Origin of the sequence: Sphingomonas psychrolutea, assembly GCF_014636175.1 — a bacterium.
Lineage (GTDB): Bacteria > Pseudomonadota > Alphaproteobacteria > Sphingomonadales > Sphingomonadaceae > Sphingomonas > Sphingomonas psychrolutea.
Window position 1 is genome coordinate 18,803 of record NZ_BMDW01000012.1, and the last position, 19,065, is coordinate 37,867.

Annotated in this window: 24 protein-coding genes; 13 read left to right on the top strand and 11 right to left on the bottom strand. The window is 65.0% G+C overall.

What is annotated here, in order from left to right; all coding sequences use genetic code 11:
- Positions 1-25: 25 nt before the first annotated feature.
- From panC to IEV62_RS10785, 3 genes are all read left to right on the top strand, one after another.
- A complete protein-coding gene (panC, locus tag IEV62_RS10775; protein ID WP_188447312.1) occupies positions 26-877 on the top strand; it encodes a pantoate--beta-alanine ligase in 852 nt (283 codons plus the stop codon).
- 74 nt (positions 878-951) lie between these two features.
- Positions 952-1,248 (top strand): hypothetical protein, encoded by a 297-nt coding sequence (locus IEV62_RS10780; protein ID WP_188447314.1) that lies wholly within the window; start codon positions 952-954, stop codon positions 1,246-1,248.
- Between the two features lie 57 nt (positions 1,249-1,305).
- The gene (locus tag IEV62_RS10785; RefSeq protein WP_188447316.1) at positions 1,306-1,704 is read left to right on the top strand and encodes an MAPEG family protein; all 399 of its coding nucleotides are present in this window, start codon (positions 1,306-1,308) and stop codon (positions 1,702-1,704) included.
- 193 nt (positions 1,705-1,897) lie between these two features.
- Here the strand turns inward: IEV62_RS10785 and topA are convergent, their stop codons facing one another.
- Complete coding sequence (topA, locus tag IEV62_RS10790; RefSeq protein ID WP_188447318.1) at positions 1,898-4,462, bottom strand: type I DNA topoisomerase; 2,565 nt, start codon at positions 4,460-4,462, stop codon at positions 1,898-1,900.
- 167 nt (positions 4,463-4,629) lie between these two features.
- Here topA and IEV62_RS10795 point away from each other — a divergent pair, with 167 nt between their 5' ends.
- Both IEV62_RS10795 and IEV62_RS10800 read left to right on the top strand, forming a co-directional pair.
- Entirely contained in the window at positions 4,630-4,878 is a 249-nt protein-coding gene (locus IEV62_RS10795; RefSeq protein ID WP_229733031.1) for a CopG family ribbon-helix-helix protein, read from the top strand.
- A complete protein-coding gene (locus IEV62_RS10800; protein ID WP_229733049.1) occupies positions 4,790-5,155 on the top strand; it encodes a type II toxin-antitoxin system RelE/ParE family toxin in 366 nt (121 codons plus the stop codon). Before IEV62_RS10795 ends, IEV62_RS10800 begins: the two co-directional genes overlap by 89 nt.
- Positions 5,156-5,160: 5 nt before the next feature.
- Here the strand turns inward: IEV62_RS10800 and dprA are convergent, their stop codons facing one another.
- Complete coding sequence (gene dprA, locus IEV62_RS10805) at positions 5,161-6,243, bottom strand: DNA-processing protein DprA (protein WP_188447322.1); 1,083 nt, start codon at positions 6,241-6,243, stop codon at positions 5,161-5,163.
- A 5-nt stretch (positions 6,244-6,248) separates the two neighbouring features.
- Positions 6,249-6,908: a glycerol-3-phosphate 1-O-acyltransferase PlsY gene (gene plsY / locus IEV62_RS10810; RefSeq protein WP_188447324.1), complete on the bottom strand. Its 660-nt coding sequence runs from the start codon at positions 6,906-6,908 to the stop codon at positions 6,249-6,251.
- 97 nt (positions 6,909-7,005) lie between these two features.
- Here plsY and murI point away from each other — a divergent pair, with 97 nt between their 5' ends.
- Together murI and hemA are read left to right on the top strand one after the other, a co-directional pair.
- Positions 7,006-7,800 carry a glutamate racemase gene (murI, locus tag IEV62_RS10815; protein ID WP_188447326.1) on the top strand — a complete coding sequence of 265 codons (795 nt, stop codon included), beginning with the start codon at positions 7,006-7,008 and terminating at the stop codon, positions 7,798-7,800.
- A 70-nt stretch (positions 7,801-7,870) separates the two neighbouring features.
- Positions 7,871-9,115: a 5-aminolevulinate synthase gene (gene hemA / locus IEV62_RS10820; protein WP_188447328.1), complete on the top strand. Its 1,245-nt coding sequence runs from the start codon at positions 7,871-7,873 to the stop codon at positions 9,113-9,115.
- On the opposite strand, the gene IEV62_RS10825 is transcribed toward hemA, so the two are convergent.
- The 7 genes from IEV62_RS10825 to IEV62_RS10855 form a co-directional block, all read right to left on the bottom strand.
- Entirely contained in the window at positions 9,112-9,675 is a 564-nt protein-coding gene (locus IEV62_RS10825; protein WP_188447330.1) for a Uma2 family endonuclease, read from the bottom strand. The genes hemA and IEV62_RS10825 overlap by 4 nt on opposite strands.
- A gap of 180 nt (positions 9,676-9,855) precedes the next feature.
- Positions 9,856-10,296, bottom strand: a complete 441-nt coding sequence (locus IEV62_RS10830; RefSeq protein WP_188447332.1) for a DUF3429 domain-containing protein — start codon at positions 10,294-10,296, stop codon at positions 9,856-9,858.
- On the bottom strand, positions 10,293-10,925 hold the full coding sequence (locus tag IEV62_RS10835; protein WP_188447467.1) for a class I SAM-dependent methyltransferase: 633 nt from the start codon (positions 10,923-10,925) through the stop codon (positions 10,293-10,295). Before IEV62_RS10835 ends, IEV62_RS10830 begins: the two co-directional genes overlap by 4 nt.
- Before the next feature lie 47 nt (positions 10,926-10,972).
- Positions 10,973-12,235 carry a BtaA family protein gene (locus IEV62_RS10840; RefSeq protein WP_188447334.1) on the bottom strand — a complete coding sequence of 421 codons (1,263 nt, stop codon included), beginning with the start codon at positions 12,233-12,235 and terminating at the stop codon, positions 10,973-10,975.
- A 270-nt stretch (positions 12,236-12,505) separates the two neighbouring features.
- Entirely contained in the window at positions 12,506-13,063 is a 558-nt protein-coding gene (locus IEV62_RS10845; RefSeq protein WP_188447336.1) for a fasciclin domain-containing protein, read from the bottom strand.
- An 89-nt stretch (positions 13,064-13,152) separates the two neighbouring features.
- Positions 13,153-13,929, bottom strand: coding sequence for an anti-sigma factor (locus tag IEV62_RS10850; RefSeq protein ID WP_229733035.1), 777 nt, complete (start codon positions 13,927-13,929; stop codon positions 13,153-13,155).
- Positions 13,926-14,507 carry a sigma-70 family RNA polymerase sigma factor gene (locus IEV62_RS10855; RefSeq protein ID WP_188447338.1) on the bottom strand — a complete coding sequence of 194 codons (582 nt, stop codon included), beginning with the start codon at positions 14,505-14,507 and terminating at the stop codon, positions 13,926-13,928. The genes IEV62_RS10850 and IEV62_RS10855 overlap by 4 nt, the downstream gene beginning before the upstream one ends.
- Before the next feature lie 161 nt (positions 14,508-14,668).
- Here IEV62_RS10855 and rpiB point away from each other — a divergent pair, with 161 nt between their 5' ends.
- Genes rpiB through IEV62_RS10880 form a run of 5 tightly spaced genes read left to right on the top strand, consistent with a single transcriptional unit; the run spans position 14,669 to position 17,904 of the window.
- On the top strand, positions 14,669-15,127 hold the full coding sequence (gene rpiB / locus IEV62_RS10860; protein ID WP_188447340.1) for a ribose 5-phosphate isomerase B: 459 nt from the start codon (positions 14,669-14,671) through the stop codon (positions 15,125-15,127).
- Positions 15,124-16,437 carry a serine hydroxymethyltransferase gene (glyA, locus tag IEV62_RS10865; RefSeq protein ID WP_188447342.1) on the top strand — a complete coding sequence of 438 codons (1,314 nt, stop codon included), beginning with the start codon at positions 15,124-15,126 and terminating at the stop codon, positions 16,435-16,437. Before rpiB ends, glyA begins: the two co-directional genes overlap by 4 nt.
- Position 16,438: 1 nt before the next feature.
- Entirely contained in the window at positions 16,439-16,690 is a 252-nt protein-coding gene (locus tag IEV62_RS10870; protein ID WP_188447344.1) for a hypothetical protein, read from the top strand.
- A gap of 3 nt (positions 16,691-16,693) precedes the next feature.
- Positions 16,694-17,170, top strand: a complete 477-nt coding sequence (nrdR, locus tag IEV62_RS10875; protein WP_188447346.1) for a transcriptional regulator NrdR — start codon at positions 16,694-16,696, stop codon at positions 17,168-17,170.
- On the top strand, positions 17,167-17,904 hold the full coding sequence (locus IEV62_RS10880) for an RNA methyltransferase (protein WP_188447348.1): 738 nt from the start codon (positions 17,167-17,169) through the stop codon (positions 17,902-17,904). The genes nrdR and IEV62_RS10880 overlap by 4 nt, the downstream gene beginning before the upstream one ends.
- A gap of 13 nt (positions 17,905-17,917) precedes the next feature.
- Here IEV62_RS10880 and IEV62_RS10885 read toward each other — a convergent pair whose 3' ends face one another.
- Positions 17,918-18,220, bottom strand: coding sequence for a chorismate mutase (locus IEV62_RS10885; protein ID WP_188447350.1), 303 nt, complete (start codon positions 18,218-18,220; stop codon positions 17,918-17,920).
- A 210-nt stretch (positions 18,221-18,430) separates the two neighbouring features.
- Between IEV62_RS10885 and rpsD the strand changes: the two genes are divergently transcribed.
- Positions 18,431-19,045, top strand: a complete 615-nt coding sequence (gene rpsD, locus IEV62_RS10890; protein WP_176497724.1) for a 30S ribosomal protein S4 — start codon at positions 18,431-18,433, stop codon at positions 19,043-19,045.
- The last annotated feature ends 20 nt before the right edge of the window (positions 19,046-19,065 follow it).

Here is a 19,065-nt window from a genome sequence, read left to right on the forward strand (position 1 = left end):
CATCCTTATCGAAGGCCCTACGCCTGTGCAAACCATCCGTACCCTCGAAGCGCTCCGTTCCGGGATTGCCGACTTTCGCGAGAGTGGTGCGGAGATCGCGCTGGTGCCGACGATGGGCGCGCTGCACGTCGGCCACATCGCGCTGATCGAGGCGGCGAAGCGGCCTGGGCGCAAAGTTGTCGCGTCGATCTTCGTCAATCCCAAGCAATTCGGCGCGAACGAAGACCTGTCGCGCTATCCGCGCAAGGAAACCGCTGATTTGGCAATGCTGAAGGCGGCGGGGTGCGACCTCGTCTGGTTGCCGCCGGTGGAGGCGATGTATCCCGATGGTTTCGCCACCAATATTTCGGTGTCGGGCGTCAGCGACGGGCTCGACGGCGCGGCGCGGCCGGGGCATTTCGACGGGGTCGCCACCGTGGTGGCAAAGCTGTTCAACCAGGTCCGGCCCGATCTGGCGCTGTTTGGTGAGAAGGATTTTCAGCAGCTCGCGGTGATCCGGCGGATGGTCGCCGATCTCGATTTCGGGATCGAGATTCAGGGCGTGCCGACGCAACGCGACGATGACGGTCTCGCGCTGTCTTCGCGCAATGTCTATCTCGACGATGCGCAGCGCGGCGCAGCAGTGGCCTTGCCGCGCGCGCTCGGGGTGGCGGCAAAGGCGATCGCGCGCGGCGATGACCCGGATGCGGCGCTCGGCACGGCGCGCGAGGCGTTGACGACCGCCGGGTTCACGGTCGATTATGTCGCGCTGGTCGATGCCGAGACGCTGGCCCCTGCACGCGATTCCGCCCGTGAGCGGCGCTTGCTCGCGGCGGCCAAACTCGGCCCGACGCGCCTGATCGACAACCTTGCCGTGCCGCCTGCGGAAGATGCCTAATTCGGCGTTAACCTTTCATTGACCCTTCCTCGGCACAGTGCGGCCAAGCGAAATGGTTAACGAGGGTTGAGAATATGGGCACGAGCCTCAAAAATGCGCGGTTTCTGATCGAAAGCCGGCTTGCCGATGCCGCACGCGGCGATGCCGATGCATGCTACGATCTCGGCATGGTCTATTCGAGCGGGGCCGCCGGAATGGGCATCGACCTGATCGAGGCGCATAAATGGTTCAACCTCGCCGCCGTCGCCGGCAGCGAAGCCGCCAAGGATTGCCGCCGCGACATCGCCGAAGACATGAGCGCGCGCGAGATCGCCACCGCTCAGGCCGCCGCGCGTGCCTTTCTGGTCAGCACCCAGCGCCGCGCCGCCTGACTCGACGCCTTGCCCCATAAGGCTTAGGCCACCTCCGTAACGATCTGGAGGGGCACGATGCCTTTGACGATTACCGCGCTGACCGCATCGGCGCTGGCCATTCTGCTCGTGCTGCTCGCAATCCTCACGATTCAGCAGCGCATGAAGTATCGCGTGCCCTTTGGCGATGGCGAAAAACAGCCCCTGATCGCCGCGATCCGCGCGCATGCCAACCTTGCCGAATATATGCCGATCGGCATCACGCTGATCGCGCTGCTCGAAGGCGGCCCGCACAATCCTTACATTCTTGGCGGCTTGGCGATCGTCTTTGTGGTGACCCGCCTGCTCAACGCAATCGGCCTGTTCGCGCCGCCCGGACCGCCGGGACCGGCACGTTCGATCGGCATCGTCGGGACGTTGCTCGTGTTGCTCGGCCTCGCTGTGTGGCTGGCCGCACGGACCTTGGGGCTGGTGTGAGCCAGCCGCTTCGCGCCTATATCCTGATGACGTCAGGCGTGTCGTCCGCCCTCGAACCCTGACCCCACCCTGTCATCCCCGCGAAGGCGGGGATCCATACTGGTTGACCTCGACGCTCGCTAGCAAGCGGCGGTGACTATGGAACCCCGCCTTCGCGAATCGTGGAAATGGGTCATGCGCACCTGATCATGGTCTAGGCCGACACGATTTTCTTCGCTGGCGCCTTTTTAGGGGCAGCCTTTTTCGCGGCAGGTTTCTTCGCGGGCGCCTTTTTCGCCGCCGCTTTCTTCTTGCCCTTGGCCGGCGGTGCCGCCGCCGCGCGCGCGTCGATCAGTTGCGCGGCTTCCTCAAGCGTCAGCGCATCCTTCTCGATCGATTTGGGCAGCGTCGCATTGGTCGTCCCGTCGGTGACGTACGCGCCGTAGCGCCCCTCCATCAGCTTGATCTCGGCTTCGCTGCGCGGATGCAGCCCCAGCACCTTGAGCGGTGCCTGCGCGCCGCGCTGCGGCCGCCCGCCGCCCGCCGCCGCCTCGGCGAGCTTGACGACCGCCGCGTTCATCCCCGTCTCGAACACGTCGGCGGTCGAGGTGAGCCGTGCATATTTGCCGGCATGCTTCAGATACGGGCCATAACGGCCGATTGCCGCCGTGATCGGCTCGCCCGTTTCGGGATGCGTGCCGATCGTGCGGGGCAGCGACAGCAGCTTCAGCGCCCAAGCGAGATCGAGCTCGCCAATATCCTTTGGGATCGACGCCATCTTGCGCGTCTCGCCTTCGCCGATCTGAATATACGGCCCGAACCGCCCCGATTTACGCTCGACCGGCAGGCCGGTCTCGGGATCGTTGCCGAGCGTCTCCGGCCCCGTATCGGTGCCTTCCTCATCGCCACCCGGCTGGCCGAAGCGGCGCGTATATTTGCACTCGGGATAATTGGAGCACGCGACAAACGCGCCGAACTTGCCGCCGCGCAGCGCCAGCTGCCCCGCGCCACACTTCGGGCACAGCCGCGGATCGCCGCCATCGGTCAGTGGCGGAAAGAGGTACGGCGCGAGGAATTTATCGAGCTCGGCCGTAACTTCGGATGGCTTTTGTTCCATGACCTCGGTGGTGCGCGGCTTGAAATCCTTCCAAAACGCTTCCAGCACCGCCTGCCACTCGGCCCGCCCGCCCGACACTTCGTCGAGCTCGTCCTCGAGGCCCGATGTGAAGTCATAACTCACATATTTCTCGAAAAAGCGTTCGAGGAACGCCGTCACCAGCCGCCCCGATTCCTCGGCGAAGAAGCGGTTCTTCTCGACGCGGACGTATTCGCGGTCCTTCAAGGTTTTGATGATCGAGGCATAGGTCGACGGGCGCCCGATGCCGAGTTCTTCCAAACGCTTGACCAGCGACGCTTCCGAAAAGCGCGGCGGCGGCTGGGTGAAATGCTGCTCAGCGGTAACGCCTTTCTTGGCGGGCGCATCACCCTCGCGCAGCCGTGGCAAGCGCTTGGCGTCCTCGTCCTGCGAATCGTCGCTGCCCTCTTCGTACAGCGCGAGATAACCGGGGAACAGCATGACTTGCCCGGTCGCGCGCAGGCCGGTCTGGCCCGATCCGTCGAGCATCTCGACCGTGGTGCGCTCCATCCGTGCGCTTGCCATCTGGCTCGCCAAAGCGCGTTTCCAGATCAGGTCGTACAGTCGCGCATGGTCGCCACCGCCGGCCTTGTCCTTGGCGAAATCGGTCGGGCGGATCGCCTCATGTGCTTCCTGCGCGTTCTTGGCCTTGGTCTGATAGACGCGCGGCTTGTCGGGGACGTAGCTCGCATCATAGCGATTGGCGACGGCGAGCCGCGCGGCGGAAATCGCGCTCGAATCCATCTGCACGCCGTCGGTCCGCATATAAGTGATCGCACCGTCCTCGTAGAGGCCCTGCGCGATCCGCATCGTATGGTCGGCCGAGAAACCGAGTTTCCGCGAAGCTTCCTGCTGCAGCGTCGATGTCGTGAACGGCGGCGGCGGGTTGCGGGTGGCGGGCTTCACCTCAACCGACTGGACGGTGAACAAGCCCGCCTCGACCGCGGCCTTCGCCCGCATCGCGCTGCCTTCTTCGCCGATCGACAAGCGATCGAGCTTCTGGCCCTCGAACGTGACAAGGCGCGCCTGGAACGGCGTGCCGTCCTGCTCCATATCGGCGATGACCGACCAATATTCCTGTGCGCGAAACGCTTCAATCTCGCGCTCGCGGCTGACGATGATGCGCAAAGCGACCGATTGCACGCGGCCGGCCGATTTCGCGCCGGGCAACTTGCGCCACAGCACGGGCGAGAGCGTAAAGCCGACGAGATAATCGAGCGCGCGGCGCGCCCGGTACGCGTCGATCAAATCGGTATCGAGCTCGCGCGGATGCTTCATCGCCTCGGTCACCGTCGCCTTGGTGATCGCGTTGAAGGTGACGCGCTGGACATCCTTGGGCAGCGCCTTGCGGTTGCGCAGCACTTCCTGGACGTGCCAGCTAATCGCTTCGCCTTCGCGATCGGGATCGGTCGCGAGGATCAGGCGGTCGGCTTGCTTGGCGAGATCGGTGATCGCCTTGAGCTGCTTGGCCTTGTCGGCGTAATTTTCCCACTCCATCGCAAAGCCATCATCGGGATTCACCGATCCATCCTTGGGCGGCAGATCGCGGACATGGCCGTAGGAGGCCAGCACGCGGTAATCGCTGCCGAGATATTTCTCGATGGTTTTCGCCTTGGCGGGCGATTCGACGATGACAAGCTGCATGGGGAAAAGGCGTCCTTACGTGTACGCGCGAGGGTGGCGGGGTCCGGGGCGGCTCGTCAAGCGGCGTCATACGCACCGCATTGTCGGGAACAAGAAGTTCGGTTATCGTGATTGTGTGTGATTGTGTGTGATTGAAGGTGATTGGATCACGTATGCAGACCAGGGTGATGACCGCACATATTCCGCTCGACCTCGCGGCGAAAGTCGATGCGGCGGCATCGCGGATCGATCGTTCGCGCGGTTGGGTCGTCAAGCAGGCTTTGGTCGCTTGGGTCGATCAGGAGGACGAGCGCCACCGCATGACGCTTGAGGCTCTGGCTGATGTGGATGCCGGTCGCATCATTTCCGACGAGGCGATGGAGACATGGGCAGATAGTCTTTCGAGCGATACGCCTTTGCCTCGGCCGACGGCGTAAGTCCGAGTGCGGATCGTATGGACCGACCGCGCCTCCGCCGACCTTGCCCGATTGCATAGCTTCCTGGCGTCCGTGGCGCCCGAAGCTGCTGCGCGCCGCACCACGACGACTATTGGAATTTCCGCGTCTTGGTGAGCGGATCGATGTCTACGCACCACGCGAGGTCCGGCGAATCATCGTTGGCAGATATGAAATCCGTTACGAGATCGCCGGCACCACGATTCTTGTCTTGCGGCTATGGCACACCCTCGAAAATCGGCCGACAGTCGCCGACTGAACACCCTAATTGAGACTCACCCGCCCCCCGGCGTGCCGCTCCAGCCGGCCGGCCAGCTCCAGCTCCAGCAGCACCGTCTGCACGATCGCGGGCGCGTGCCCCGATTGCCGGATCAGCTCGTCGATCGCGACCGGCACCGGCCCGAGCAGATCGATCACATCGCGCCGTTCGGCATCGCTCGCATCCTCGGGCGGTGGCCCGTTAAACCGCGCGCCGGGCGACCGCACCATCCGGCCATCGATCGGGCGCACCGTTTCCAGCACATCGGCGGCGGATTGCACCAGCGTCGCGCCGTCGCGGATCAGGCCGTTACAGCCTTGCGCGCGCGGGTCGAGCGGGCTGCCCGGCACCGCCATCACCTCGCGCCCCAATTCGCCCGCCACCCGCGCGGTGATCAGCGAGCCCGATTTGGGTGCTGCCTCGACCACCACAGTGCCGAGCGACAGCCCCGCGATGATGCGGTTGCGATAGGGAAAGTGGCGCGCGCGCGGCTCGGTGCCGGGCGGCTGTTCAGCGATGAGCAAGCCTTCCGTGGCGATCCGCTCCTGCAGTTCGGCATTCTCCGGCGGATAGACCACGTCGATCCCGCCCGCGATCACGCCGATCGTGCCTGTCTCCAACGATCCGACGTGCGCGGCGGTATCCACCCCGCGCGCCAGGCCGGACACGACCGCCACCCGCTCGCGCCCGAGCTCGGCAGCCAATTGCCGCGCGAAACGACATGCCGCCGCCGAGGCATTGCGCGCGCCGACCATCGCGATCGTCGTGCGCGCCATCAGTTCGGCGCGCCCGCGCAGCATCAGCGCGGGCGGCGCATCGTCGATTTCGGCGAGCAGCGCGGGATAGTCGGGATCGCCGAGGAAGAGGTGCCGCCCGCCGAGCCGCGCCACGTGCGCCAGCTCACGCTCGGCCAGCGCCGCCGGCGCGACCACGGGCGCTTTTCCCCCGCCGCGCGCCGCAAGCTGCGGCAGTGCCGCGATCGCCGCCTCCGCGTCGCCAAAACGGCTGATCAATTGCGCATAGGTGACCGGGCCGATCTGCGCGGTGCGGATCAGCCGGAGGCGCGCAACTGCCGCCGCCTCAGGCATCGACGTCAGGCATCGGCACGGCTCGCTCCGTTACGACCGCGCTTACCGACGCGCGGCTCGGCACCGCTCAGCAGGCGTTCGATATTCTCGCGATGCTTCCACACCACGAGCAAGGCCAGCGCCATCAGTGGCAGGACCAGGTCGAATTGCGCGAAAAACGCGGCACTGAGCGGCGCGCCGACTGCCGCCGTCATCCCCGCAAGCGAGGAAATGCGAAAGACCGCCAGCAGCCCGAGCCATACCACCGCGTAAATCAGCCCGATCGGCCAATGCAGCGCCAGCACGATGCCGAGCATCGTCGCCACGCCCTTGCCACCGCGAAAACGCAGCCAGACCGGGTAGAGATGCCCGAGGAACGCCGCCGCAGCCGCCATCACGCCAGTGCCGCCGAAATAGCGTTCGGCGATCCACACCGCCGCAAAGCCCTTCAGCGCATCAAGGATCAAAGTGGCCGCCGCCAGGCCCTTGCGCCCGGTGCGCAGCACGTTGGTCGCGCCGATATTGCCCGAACCGATCTGGCGCAAATCCCCCGCGCCGGCCGCCCGCGTCAACAGCAGACCGAACGGGATCGACCCGAGCAGATAGCCGATTACCAGCGCCAGTGCTGGGTCTTGCCACGGAAATTCGGTCGGCACGGTGCGATATCCCCCAGTCGCTGCGAACATAGCATGGGCGGGCCGAACATGCACGGGAACGCCATTGCCACATACTGGATCAAGCCGCCGATTTGTCAAAACCCGCCGCCACGCTATTGCATCCGGCATGGATAGCCGGCCCGTTCTGTTTTTCGATTCCGGGGTTGGCGGGCTCTCGGTGCTCGCCGCGGCGCAGGCGCTGCTGCCGCGCATGCCGGTGGTCTATGTCGCCGATTCGGCGGGCTTTCCCTATGGCACCAAGAGCGAGGCCGAGATTGCCGCGCGCGTCCCTGCCTTGCTCGGGCGGCTGGCCGAGCGATACCGCCCGCGCCTGATCGTGATTGCGTGCAACACCGCCTCGACGATCGCGTTGGCCGCAGTGCGCAGCGCGCTCGATTTGCCCGTGGTCGGCACGGTGCCCGCGATCAAACCCGCGGCGCTGATCAGCAAGACGCGCGTGATCGGCGTGCTCGGCACCGACGCGACGGTGCGCCAGCCCTATGTCGACGATCTCGCCCGGCGCTTTGCCGGCGATTGCACCGTGCTGCGGCATGGCTCTGCCGAACTGGTCGAACTGGCCGAGGCGAAATTGCACGGCATCGCACCCGATCCAGCGCGCTTTGCGGAGATCCTGGGCGGCCTGTTTGGGCAATCCGACGGCGCGCGGATCGACACGATCGTCAACGCCTGCACGCATTTCCCGCTGGTCTCCGACGAACTCGCCGCCGCCGCGCCGCACCCGGTCGCCTTCGTCGACGGGAGCGCCGGGATCGCGCGCCGCATCGCCTTCCTCACCGCCGGGCAGGACTGGCCCGAGACCGCGGGCGACGGGCGCGCGGTTTTTACGGCGCGCGATGCGACGACCGATGCCCTCGCCCCCGCGCTTGCGCGCTTCGGGCTGATGCGACCTGAGACATTATGACCACCCCTTCGATCACGCTCATCGCGTAATCTCGCTGGAATTCAGGTCCCGTCGGCGCTACAGCGCCGCCATGAAATTGGACTCATCCGGCCCGCGCGGAGTCGATTACTCCCGGATCTTCGCGCAGGCGATCGATCGCCTCCATGTCGAGGGGCGCTACCGCGTGTTCATCGACATTCTCCGCAACAGGGGGTCTTACCCCAATGCGCGCTGCTTTGCCGGGCATAATGGCCCCAAGCCGATCACGGTGTGGTGCTCCAACGATTATCTCGCGATGGGGCAGCATCCCGCCGTGATAGCGGCGATGGAAGACGCCTTGCACGATGTCGGTGCAGGCTCGGGCGGCACGCGCAACATCGGCGGTAACACGCATTACCATGTCGATCTTGAGGCCGAACTCGCCGACCTTCACGGCAAGGAAGCAGCCTTGCTGTTCACCAGCGGCTATGTGTCGAACGAAGCGACGCTGGCGACGTTGGCCAAGATTCTGCCCGGCTGCATCATTTTTTCCGACGAACTCAACCATGCCTCGATGATCGCCGGCATCCGTAATTCGGGGTGCGAGCGCCACGTGTTCCGCCACAATGACGTGGCCCATCTCGAGGAATTGCTGGCCGCGGTCGATCCGGCGGCACCCAAGCTGATCGCGTTCGAAAGCGTCTATTCGATGGACGGCGACATCGCGCGGATCGCCGAGATTTGCGATTTGGCGGACACGTATAGCGCGCTGACCTATCTCGACGAAGTCCATGCCGTCGGCATGTACGGCGCGCGCGGCGGGGGCATTTCGGAACGTGACGGCGTCGCCGACCGGCTGACGATCATCGAAGGCACGCTTGGCAAGGCATTCGGCGTGATGGGCGGGTACATCACCGCTGATCAGACGATCGCCGATGTGATCCGCTCCTATGCGCCGGGGTTCATCTTCACCACCTCGCTCTCGCCGGTGCTGGTCGCTGGCGCACTGGCGAGCGTGCGGCACTTAAAGGCCTCGTGCGTCGAGCGGGACGGGCAACATGCAGCGGCAGCGATGCTCAAGGCGCTGTTCGCCGAGGCCGGCCTGCCGGTGATGGACTCGACCACGCACATCGTCCCGCTGATGGTCGGCGATCCGGTCAAGGCCAAGAAGATCAGCGACGTGCTGCTCGCCGAATATGGCGTCTACGTCCAGCCGATCAATTACCCAACCGTGCCACGCGGCACCGAGCGGCTGCGCTTCACGCCGGGTCCGGCGCATGACGAAGCGATGATGCGCGACCTCACCAGCGCCTTGGTCGAAATCTGGGGTCGGCTGGAACTGCGCAAGGCGGCCTAGCCGATCGTAATAGTCCGGTCCGTGCCCGGCACTGCGATCGGCGTGCCGAACGGTACAACGCTACGCTCGCGGTAACGATCGCCCTCGGGCAGGCGCATGACGTGCATCACGCATGCCTCAAGATCGGCGATCCAATAATCCGGGATACCGGCCCGAGCATAATCGGCGAGCTTTTCCCCAATGTCCCTGCCCAGCGTAGTCAGCTCGATCTCCGCGACCATCACGACGTAGCGTGCCGGAGCCGGGCCGGTGCGGGGGGTATCGGGCAGGACCACGGCGATATCACCACCCCGGACGGTGAGCGAATCGATCTCGATGGCAAGATCGGTGGCGAAGCGGCGGTCGGTCCCGGTGAAAGCAACGCGCAATTCGTATGCCAGCGTCGCGGTCATCTCTCCGTGCGAAAAGCCGGCCGGCATCATCAACTTGCGCAATTCCCCCCGAACCAGCTCGACGCGCATTTCCTGAAAATCACCGAACTCCATCAGCCGCGCATAGTCGCGCACCGTGAAGGCGGTGTCGGGTACGGACTCGGCGACGAGGCGGACCGGCTTATTCATGCGACAAACATATCAGGTCGGATCAGCTCCGCCAAATTCGCGGAACCGTGTCCCGCTCGGCCCGTTACCGCTCCGCAAACACGGAGACGAGACGATGGGTAAGGGTTGTATTTTGTGGCTGCTCGGCGTGCCCTTGCCGGTGATTCTGGTCCTGTACCTGATCTTCCACCACTGATCGCTTCAGGCAAAGCCGAGCGCGAGCGTCAAGCCGCCGAGCCCGAGCGACAACGGCAAGCGCAAGCTCATCCACCACGGCGGCACTAACCCGCGGCGCGCCAGCACCAGATCCACCGCCAGCGCGCCGATCAGCGCCACGCCGAGGATCAGCAAGGATGGCCCCGGCCAGGGTTGTCCGGTGGCCCAAGGAACCGCGCTGCCAAGCGCGATCAGCGACGGTGCGATCGCGGCGACCCACAACCATTCTGGCGGATTGGGCTGGCTCGCGGCGATTCCCCACCACAGGCCGCCAAGGAAACTTAGGATCAGCGCCGCATAGGCATAGCCCATCGACAATGCCGAGAAATGCAGCGGCCCATCCCCACTGAACACGACAGCCGCCGCCGCGAGTTGCGGCAGCAGCCCGGCCAGACCGAGCCAGCGCGGGACCAGCGGCGGGTTCACACGCGCGGCCCCCGCGAAATGCGTCCCGACCAGGCATAGCCGCGATAAAGGGCCAGGAAGCGGGCCCTGCCGCCGACCTCGCTCGCCGCTTCGATCAGCGCGGGCTGCAACGTCGCGCGCGGGGCGACGTCAAATCGGGCAAGCCACGCGAACAGCCCGGCGCGAAATGCCCGCGGCAATCCCTCCTGCTGCCCGAAATCGACCACGTCGAGCCGCCCGCCGGGGGCAAGCTTGCCCGCTGCCTCGCGAATCGCCGCACGCCAATCGGGAATCATCGAGAGCGTATAGCTTTGAAAAATCCGGTCGAATTCGCCCACGCCGAACAACGCTTGCGGATCGAACGCCGTCGCATCACCCTGCGCCAGCACGATCCGGTCGGACAGCCCCGCCTTTACAACCTTGCCGCGCGCGGTTTCCAGCATCGCTTCCGAAATATCGATCCCGAAGAAGCGCGCGTCGGGCCACGCCTTCGCCGCCGCGATCAAATTACGCCCCGTGCCGCAGCCGATCTCGAGCACCGAACCTCCGGCCGGCGGCGCGATCCCGGCAATCAGCGCATCGCGACCGAGCAAATAATATTTGCGGGTGAGATCATAGAAATGGCGCTGCGTCCGGTAGATCGCATCCATCTGTCCCGCATGGCCCGATTCCGTGCCCGACTCCTTGGCAGCGTCGCTCACCCCAGCACGTAGAGATGAACGCCGCCATAGATCGACGAACGATCACGCCGGGTATAGTCCAGCGAATCCTCCGCACGATACTGCCAGCGACCGAGGATCGCATGGGGCACGCGACCGGGCAGGATGCTGGGCTCGCCCGCCGTTCGGAACAATACGCGGGCATCGGCACGCGCGGTCCGCGTGATCTCGCTCCACAAATCGGTCAATTGTTCGTCGGTCATCCAGTCCTGCGCATCGAGCAGGATGTAGCGGTCGAGGCTCGCATCGCCTTGCGAGCGCAGATAATCGGTGAAATTGGTGTGGCGCACTTCGATCCGCTCGGCGCGCGCGACGATCTCGGCATAGTGGTCGCGCTGGAGATAGGGCGGCAGTGGCGCCGACGGCCCTTCGCCGTAACCGCGCCCAAACGCCTGCCATGCAAAGTAATTGTCCTTGATGTCGAAATCGCAGGCGAGCTTCTCGAGCCGCTCGCGCAGCACCACCGCCATCTTCTCCTCCCCCGCCAGCGCTTCATATTGCGCGGGCGGAATGCCGAGGCCGAACAGCGACGCGGGCTGATCGGTGATCCATTTGATGAAGCCTTTGTCGAAGAACGGCGCGAATTCGCGGTCGAAAATCTCGCGCTGCTCCTCGATCGACTTGGCCTTGAGCAGGATTTTCGGGTTCACCCCGTTCAACCGCGCGAGCAAATGCGCGACGCCAATGAAATTGCCGAGCAACCCGCGCTTATAGACATTCTTGGCAAAGCCGCCGATCCGCCGCCGCCCGATCAAGTCGCGGCCCTCCCAATAGGCGAGCGTCGCCTCATCGAGATGCGGGCGGATATAGGTGCGATAGGCGATCACGTTGTGGCGGCTATTGGCTTGCGCGAAAAAGCGGTGGAACGCCTCGTAATTGGGCAAATGCCGCGCCGCGACGAGCTTCAGCTTGTTGAGCGCAATATGCGCGGTGTTGAGATCGACTGCGGTGATCGCACGCGGATTGGCGGTCAGATACGACATCATATTGCAGCCGCCCGACGCGATCGTCACGACATGGCTGTCGGGCGTAATCGCCAGCGCCTCCATATCGACCGACGGATCTTCCCAGATCTGCGCATAGACCAGGCCGCGAAACGCAAAAGTGAAGGCGCGTTCGAGAAGACCCTGTTTCGACAGATGTTTATGTTGGTGCACTGCGGTGCGGACGGCACGGTTTTTGGCGGCTTTCCTGCCGTCCTGACCGATACGGTCCCTGAGCGATCGGATGGCATTGGCCATGGCACATTCTCTCCTGCCGGATGTCCGTGTCTTGCGACGAAAACGCGGACGATGTCCGCGCGCTACGACGGTCCGGTGACGCTTCCATGACGGTCTTGCGTCGAAAAGAAAAGGACCTGCCGGCGAAAGGGGGGTGCCGACAGGTCTGTTTACTTAAACCGTTCGCCGCAAAGGAGGGGATCCAGCGAACGGGTACACGCCCCTGCTTGGGACAGGGACACTTCTTTATACGCGAGCGCGACCCCTAAGGATGCGACGCGGACGAAAAAATTACGGCATCATCACCGTGTCGATGACGTGAATCACGCCGTTCGACTGCATCACATTGGCGATCGTGATCTTGCCGGTGTTGCCCTTGGCATCGGTGATGGTCCAGCCCTTCATGCCCTTCTTGAAGGTGAGCGTGCCGCCCTGCACCGTCGTGTAACTTGCCACGCCGTGATGCGCCTTGGCGGACGCGGCGATGTTGGCGGCGGTGATGCGGCCGGGGACGACGTGATAGGTCAGGATCGTGGTCAGCGTGCCCTTATTCTCGGGCTTGACCAGCGTCTCGACCGTACCGGCCGGCAGCTTGGCGAACGCGGCGTTGGTCGGCGCGAAGACCGTGAAGGGACCCGGACCCGACAGCGTCTCGACCAGACCGGCGGCCTTGACCGCGGCGACGAGCGTGGTGTGGTCCTTTGAATTGACGGCATTCTCGACGATATTCTTGGTCGGATACATAGCGGCGCCACCAACCATCGGGTTGCTGGTCTTGGCTTGCGCGAGCGATGCGCCGCTGATGACGATCGCGGCGGCAATGATGGAAGCACGGAAGGTGCGGGTCATGACAGTAAATCTCCTGCTGGTACGCCCGAACCGGACGCATCGGCAGCTACGCGGTGGCCCGCCCGCCGGATGCACCGGGGTGCGAGATTTCACACGGGCGAAAGCGTACCCTTAGCGACGACCGGCCCGGTCGGCAGACCGGTCGGCGATCCTTTGATCGGCTCGACCGTCACCGCCAGGACCGCACCCGCCGCGATCCGCGCGCGATTGTCGCGAGACAGCGTCAGCGCGGTGCCGCCGCGCGCGCGCAACAGGCCAAGCGAATGCGGCGTGCCATCGGCCGGGATCACCCACAATTCCGCGCTATGGTCGTCCCCGACGAGCTTGGCCTCGGTCAGGCGGATCGCGCCGGCCTGCGCATCATACACCGCGGTGACGGTCGCCACGCCTGCGGTTTCAGGGTCGATCGCGGCGACCAGCGTTGGCGCGCGCGTCGCCACAACCGGCGCGGTCGGTCGCGCTGACGGTGCCGGCGGCACTGGCACGGGCCGCGCGACCAGAACGACCAGCAGCCCCGCTGCGGCAATGCTCGAAAGGCCGGCCAAAGCGGGCCAAAGCCTGCTCTTGGTTGGCGGTGCCAGTGCCAGCGTCGCCACCGGCGCTTCGACGGGACGATCGAGCGAGCGTTCGATCCGCGCGAACAGATCGGGGGCCTCGACCGCCGGCCATAGATCGAACAGCTGCGCCAAATGCGTGCGCCAGCGATCGACCGAGCGCGCAAAGCCCGGCTCCGCGAGAACCCGGCGGATCGCCACCGCGCGTTCGTCGCCGTCGAGCAAACCAAGCGCGAGCTCGGCGGCGGCCATGTCCGGTGCTTCGTCCGGGCCGTCGCCTTCCGGCGGATCGAGGGGCGGCAGGTCGCTCACGCGTCCAGGCACTCCTTCAATTTCGCGAGGCCGCGCCGGACCCAGCTTTTCATCGTGCCGAGCGGCACGGCCTGGCGCTCGGCCAGTTCGGCATAGGTCACGCCATCAAAAAAGGCGGTACGGATCGCACTGCGCTGGCGCTCCTCCAGGCCATCGAGGCAGCCATGCAACAGATGCGCAGCCTCATCGTCGAGCATCGTCTCGCTGACCAAGGGGGCGGTGTCGAGGATTTCCGGCGCGTCCTCGATCGGCGACGCGCGACGCACCTTTTGCGCGCGCTGCCAATCGATCGCACGGTTGCGCGCGATCGTCGCGAGCCACGTGATCGGGCTGGCGCGCGAGGGTTCATACGCCCCCGCCCGCTTCCAGATCGTCAGATATACATCGTGCAACACGTCTTCCGCTGCCTGCCTTTCACCGCAGATACGGTAGCAAATGCCAAAAAGCTTCGACGCGGTCAGCGTATAAAGGTCACGGAACGCCGCGCGATCCTCCTCGCCCGTCCGCACCAGCGCCTCAACGAGGCGCGCGCGTGCTGCGTCGGATGCTGCTGCAGCGTCGGGGGGTGAAAGCGTCACGGCCCAAGTCTGTACGTCGGAGTGGCAGGGACGGCAATCGCCCGCTGCGCGATAGCAACCGAATGATACAACGCTTAAGTGTGGGCTTGGGTGTGGCAATCGCGCCGTGGCTTGGCTAAAGGCTGCGATCTCTGCTCCACCGATTTGGGACCGCGCCGACCTTGCGCATCGCCATCGCCTCTGATCATGCCGCGTTCGCGCTGAAGACGACGCTTGCCGCTTGGCTGGCCGAGCATGGCCACGATGTGCTCGATCTTGGCCCCGATAGCGATGCGCGAGTCGATTATCCCGATTTCGGCTTTAAGCTTGCCGATGCCATCGCGCAGGGGGAGGCCGAGCGTGGGGTCGCCTTGTGCGGCTCAGGGATCGGTATTTCGATCGCGGTCAATCGGCATCCGGCGGTGCGCTGCGCCCTGGTATCGGAGCCGCTCTCGGCGGCGCTTGCACGCGAGCATAACGATGCCAATGTTATGGCACTTGGCGCGCGGCTTGTCGGCGAAGACATGGCCAAGGCCTGCATCACCGCTTTCCTGACCACCGCCTTCGCTGGCGGCCGTCACCAATCCCGTGTCGAAAAGCTCGGCGCACCCCCTCTCCCGCTTGCGAAGGAACCGGCATGAGCACCAATCCGACCACGCTGCACGATTTGCAGCCCGACGGCTTCTTCACGCGCGGTCTGGCCGAGGCCGATCCGGCAGTGTTCGGCGGCGTCCGCGACGAACTGAAGCGCGAACAGACGCAGATCGAGCTGATCGCGTCCGAAAACATCGTGTCGAAAGCGGTGCTCGAAGCGCAAGGCTCGGTCTTCACCAACAAATATGCCGAAGGCTATCCCGGCAAGCGCTATTATCAGGGCTGCCACCCCTCGGACTTGGTCGAGCAACTCGCGATCGACCGGGCGAAGGAACTGTTCGGCTGCGCTTATGCCAACGTCCAGCCGCATTCGGGCGCGCAAGCCAATGGCGCGGTGATGCTGGCGCTGGTCAAGCCGGGCGAGACGATCCTCGGGATGAGCCTCGATGCCGGTGGCCATCTGACGCACGGTGCGCGCGCGGCGATGTCGGGCAAATGGTTCAACGCGATCCAATATGGCGTCGATCCGGTAACGCATCTGATCGATTTCGACGAAGTCGCCACGCTGGCGCGCGAGCATAAGCCCAAGCTGATCATCGCTGGCGGCTCGGCCTATCCGCGCCAAATCGATTTCGCCAAGTTCCGCGCGATTGCGGATGAGGTCGGTGCCTATTTCCTCGTCGACATGGCACATTTTGCGGGGCTGGTCGCGGCCAAGCTCCACCCCTCGCCCTTCCCGCACGCGCACATCGCGACGACCACGACGCACAAGACGTTGCGCGGTCCGCGCGGCGGCATGATCCTCAGCGACGACGAAGCGCTCGGCAAGAAGCTCAATTCGGCGGTGTTCCCGGGGCTGCAGGGCGGGCCGCTCATGCACGTCATCGCTGCCAAGGCAGTTGCGTTCGGCGAGGCGCTGCAACCGGGCTATAAGAGCTACATCGCGGCGGTCATGGAAAACGCCAAGGTGCTCGCAGCGACACTGAAGGAGCGCGGCTGCAACATCGTCTCGGGCGGGACCGATACGCATCTGGCGTTGGTCGATCTCACCCCCTTGGGCGTGACCGGCAAGGATGCTGACGAAGCGCTCGAGCGCGCCGGCATCACTTGCAACAAGAACGGCATTCCGGGTGATCCGCTCCCGCCGACCAAGACCAGCGGCATCCGCGTCGGAACCCCGGCGGGCACGACGCGCGGCTTTGGCCCCGCCGAATTCCGCGAAATCGGCAATATGGTCGCCGATGTGCTCGACGGCTTGCGCAAGAATGGCGAGCAGGGCGACGCGCAAGTCGAGGCGGCTGTACGGGCGCGTGTTACTCTGCTATGTCACCGATTCCCCATCTATCCGGAGGCGTGACATGACCGAGCAGCCAAACGACAAGCCCAAGGCGATTTTCGAAGACACTGTCCGCGCGGTTGGCGAAGACGTGGTCGAAGCGCTCGACAGTGCGGTCGATTTTACCTCGAAGGCAATCGGTGGCGACAATGGCAACACGCTCGTCGGCGGGGCTGCGGTCGGCGCGCTCGCGGCGATCGTCCTGCCCTTCTCGATTCTTACCGGCGCGCTGGTCGGTGCGGGCTACGCCGCGTTTCGAAAGATGAACAAATAATCGATGCGCTGTCCCTTTTGCGGCCATGAAGACAGTCAGGTAAAGGATTCGCGGCCGACCGAGGATGCCGGTGCAATCCGGCGGCGGCGGCAGTGCGAGGGGTGCGCGGCGCGTTTCACGACGTTCGAACGCATCCAGTTGCGCGAGCTGACCGTGCTCAAGAGCGAAGATAAGAGGGAAGCGTTCGACCGCGAAAAGCTGCTCCGCTCGGTGTCGATCGCGGCGCGCAAACGCCCGATCGATGCGGTGCGGTTGGAAAAGCTCGTCTCGGGCATCCAGCGGCAATTGGAAACGCAGGGCGAAAGCGAGGTCCGATCGGGCAAGATCGGCGAAATGGTGATGGAGGGCCTCAAGGGCCTCGATTCGGTCGCTTATATTCGCTTCGCCAGCGTCTATAAGGATTTTACCGAAGCGAAGGATTTCGAGGAATTCGCCGGAAATGTGAACGAAGTCGGCCATAAGGAGGTGGGCGGCGGGTGAGCGCTACCCCGACGACCCTGCCGCCCGTCATCGTCCTGGTCCGCCCGCAGCTCGGCGAGAATATCGGCAAGGCGGCGCGCGCGATGCTCAATTTCGGGCTGGCTGAGCTGCGCCTTGTCGCCCCGCGCGATGGCTGGCCCAATCCCAGCGCCGGGCCGGCGGCATCGGGTGCCGACATTGTGCTCGAACAGGCCAAGGTGTTTGAGAGCGTGGCCGACGCGGTCGCCGATTGCGCACATGTTTATGCGACGACGGTGCGCAAGCGCGGCGTCACCAAGCCGGTGCTGACCCCGGAGGCAGCCGCACTCGCGATCCATGCCGCGCCGGGCCGGGCCGCCATTCTGTTCGGGCCAGAGCGATCGGGGCTGGAGACCGACGATGTCGCGGTCGCCCGCACGATCATCACCGTGCCAATCAACCCCGAATTCGGCTCGATCAATTTGGCGCAGGCGGTTATCCTCATCGCCTATGAATGGTCGAAGGGCATGGGGCTGGCACAGCCGCCCGAGACCGAGCTCCCGCCCCCCGCCCTGCAAGAGGAACTCGACGGGATGATCGCGCAGCTTGATGCGATGCTGGTCGACTCGGATTTTTTCTTCCCGCCTGCGCGCACCCCCGTCACCCGCCGGACGCTGCGCACCTTGCTGACCAAGCCGGGCTGGTCGGCGCAGGAAGTGCGGACGATGCGCGGCGTGCTGAGTGCGCTTGCGGGCAAGCAACCGCGGCGGCGTTAGCGTCCGACAATGCTCAGCGCCGGTCGAACGCCGCCAGTTCATAGGCAATCGACGCTTCGACCAGCCGCTCCCAAAGATCAGCGACCACGTCCTCGGGGATGCCCGCCACGTGGGCTGCGGCGCACGCATTGGCGATGACCTGCGCCTTGCGCGCTTCGTCGCGGACCGCGCCGCGCTCCGGCTTGATGCGCGCGGCGGCGTCCATATAGGCAAAGCGCCGGGCGAGCAGCGCGATCAGGTCGCGATCGACCTGATCGACGCCCGCGCGCACGTCGGTCATGGTGGTGCAATCGGGGCCGAGGAGGATATCATGCATGGCACCGCTCTTGGCGAGGCACGGGGCGCCTGTCCAGCTTGACTCAGGCGGCCCACCCCGCTAACCGCCTACCCTCGCAATTGGCCCCGCACCCCGGTGAAGCGGTGGCCCTGCCCTGATCTCCGTCAGATCAAGATAGAGCGATACCGGGTATCGATCGCAGGCTTTCAGCCGGTGGTCTTGTCACGAAGCACTTGCCAAGGATTTGTTATGTCGAAGCGTTCATCCGCAAAGTATAAGCTCGATCGCCGTATGGGCGAGAACATTTGGGGCCGCCCCAAATCGCCCGTCAACAAGCGCGAATACGGCCCCGGCCAGCACGGCCAGCGCCGCAAGGGCAAGGTCAGCGATTTCGGGATCCAGCTGCGCGCCAAGCAGAAGCTCAAGGGCTATTATGGCGACGTGACCGAGAAGCAGTTCCGCGCCTGCTACACCGAAGCCGCGCGCATGAAGGGCGATACCGGCCAGAATCTGATCGGCTTGCTCGAGCAGCGGCTCGACATGATCGTCTATCGCGCCAAGTTCGCGCCGACGGTATGGGCCGCGCGCCAGCTCGTTTCGCACGGCCATGTCCGCGTCAACGGCGTGAAGTGCAACATCGCCAGCCGCCGCTGCTTCGTCGGTGACGAGATCACGCTGGGCGACAAGGCCAAGGAAATGGCGCTGGTGATGGAGGCGCAGAGCCTCGCCGAGCGCGAAATTCCTGATTACGTCGCCCCCGACGGTGCCGCCAAGGTGACCTTCACGCGCGTTCCGGCGCTCGACGAAGTGCCGTATCCGGTCAAGATGGAGCCGAATCTGGTGGTCGAATTTTACAGCCGCTGAGGCGAGGGGTTAGCGCACGC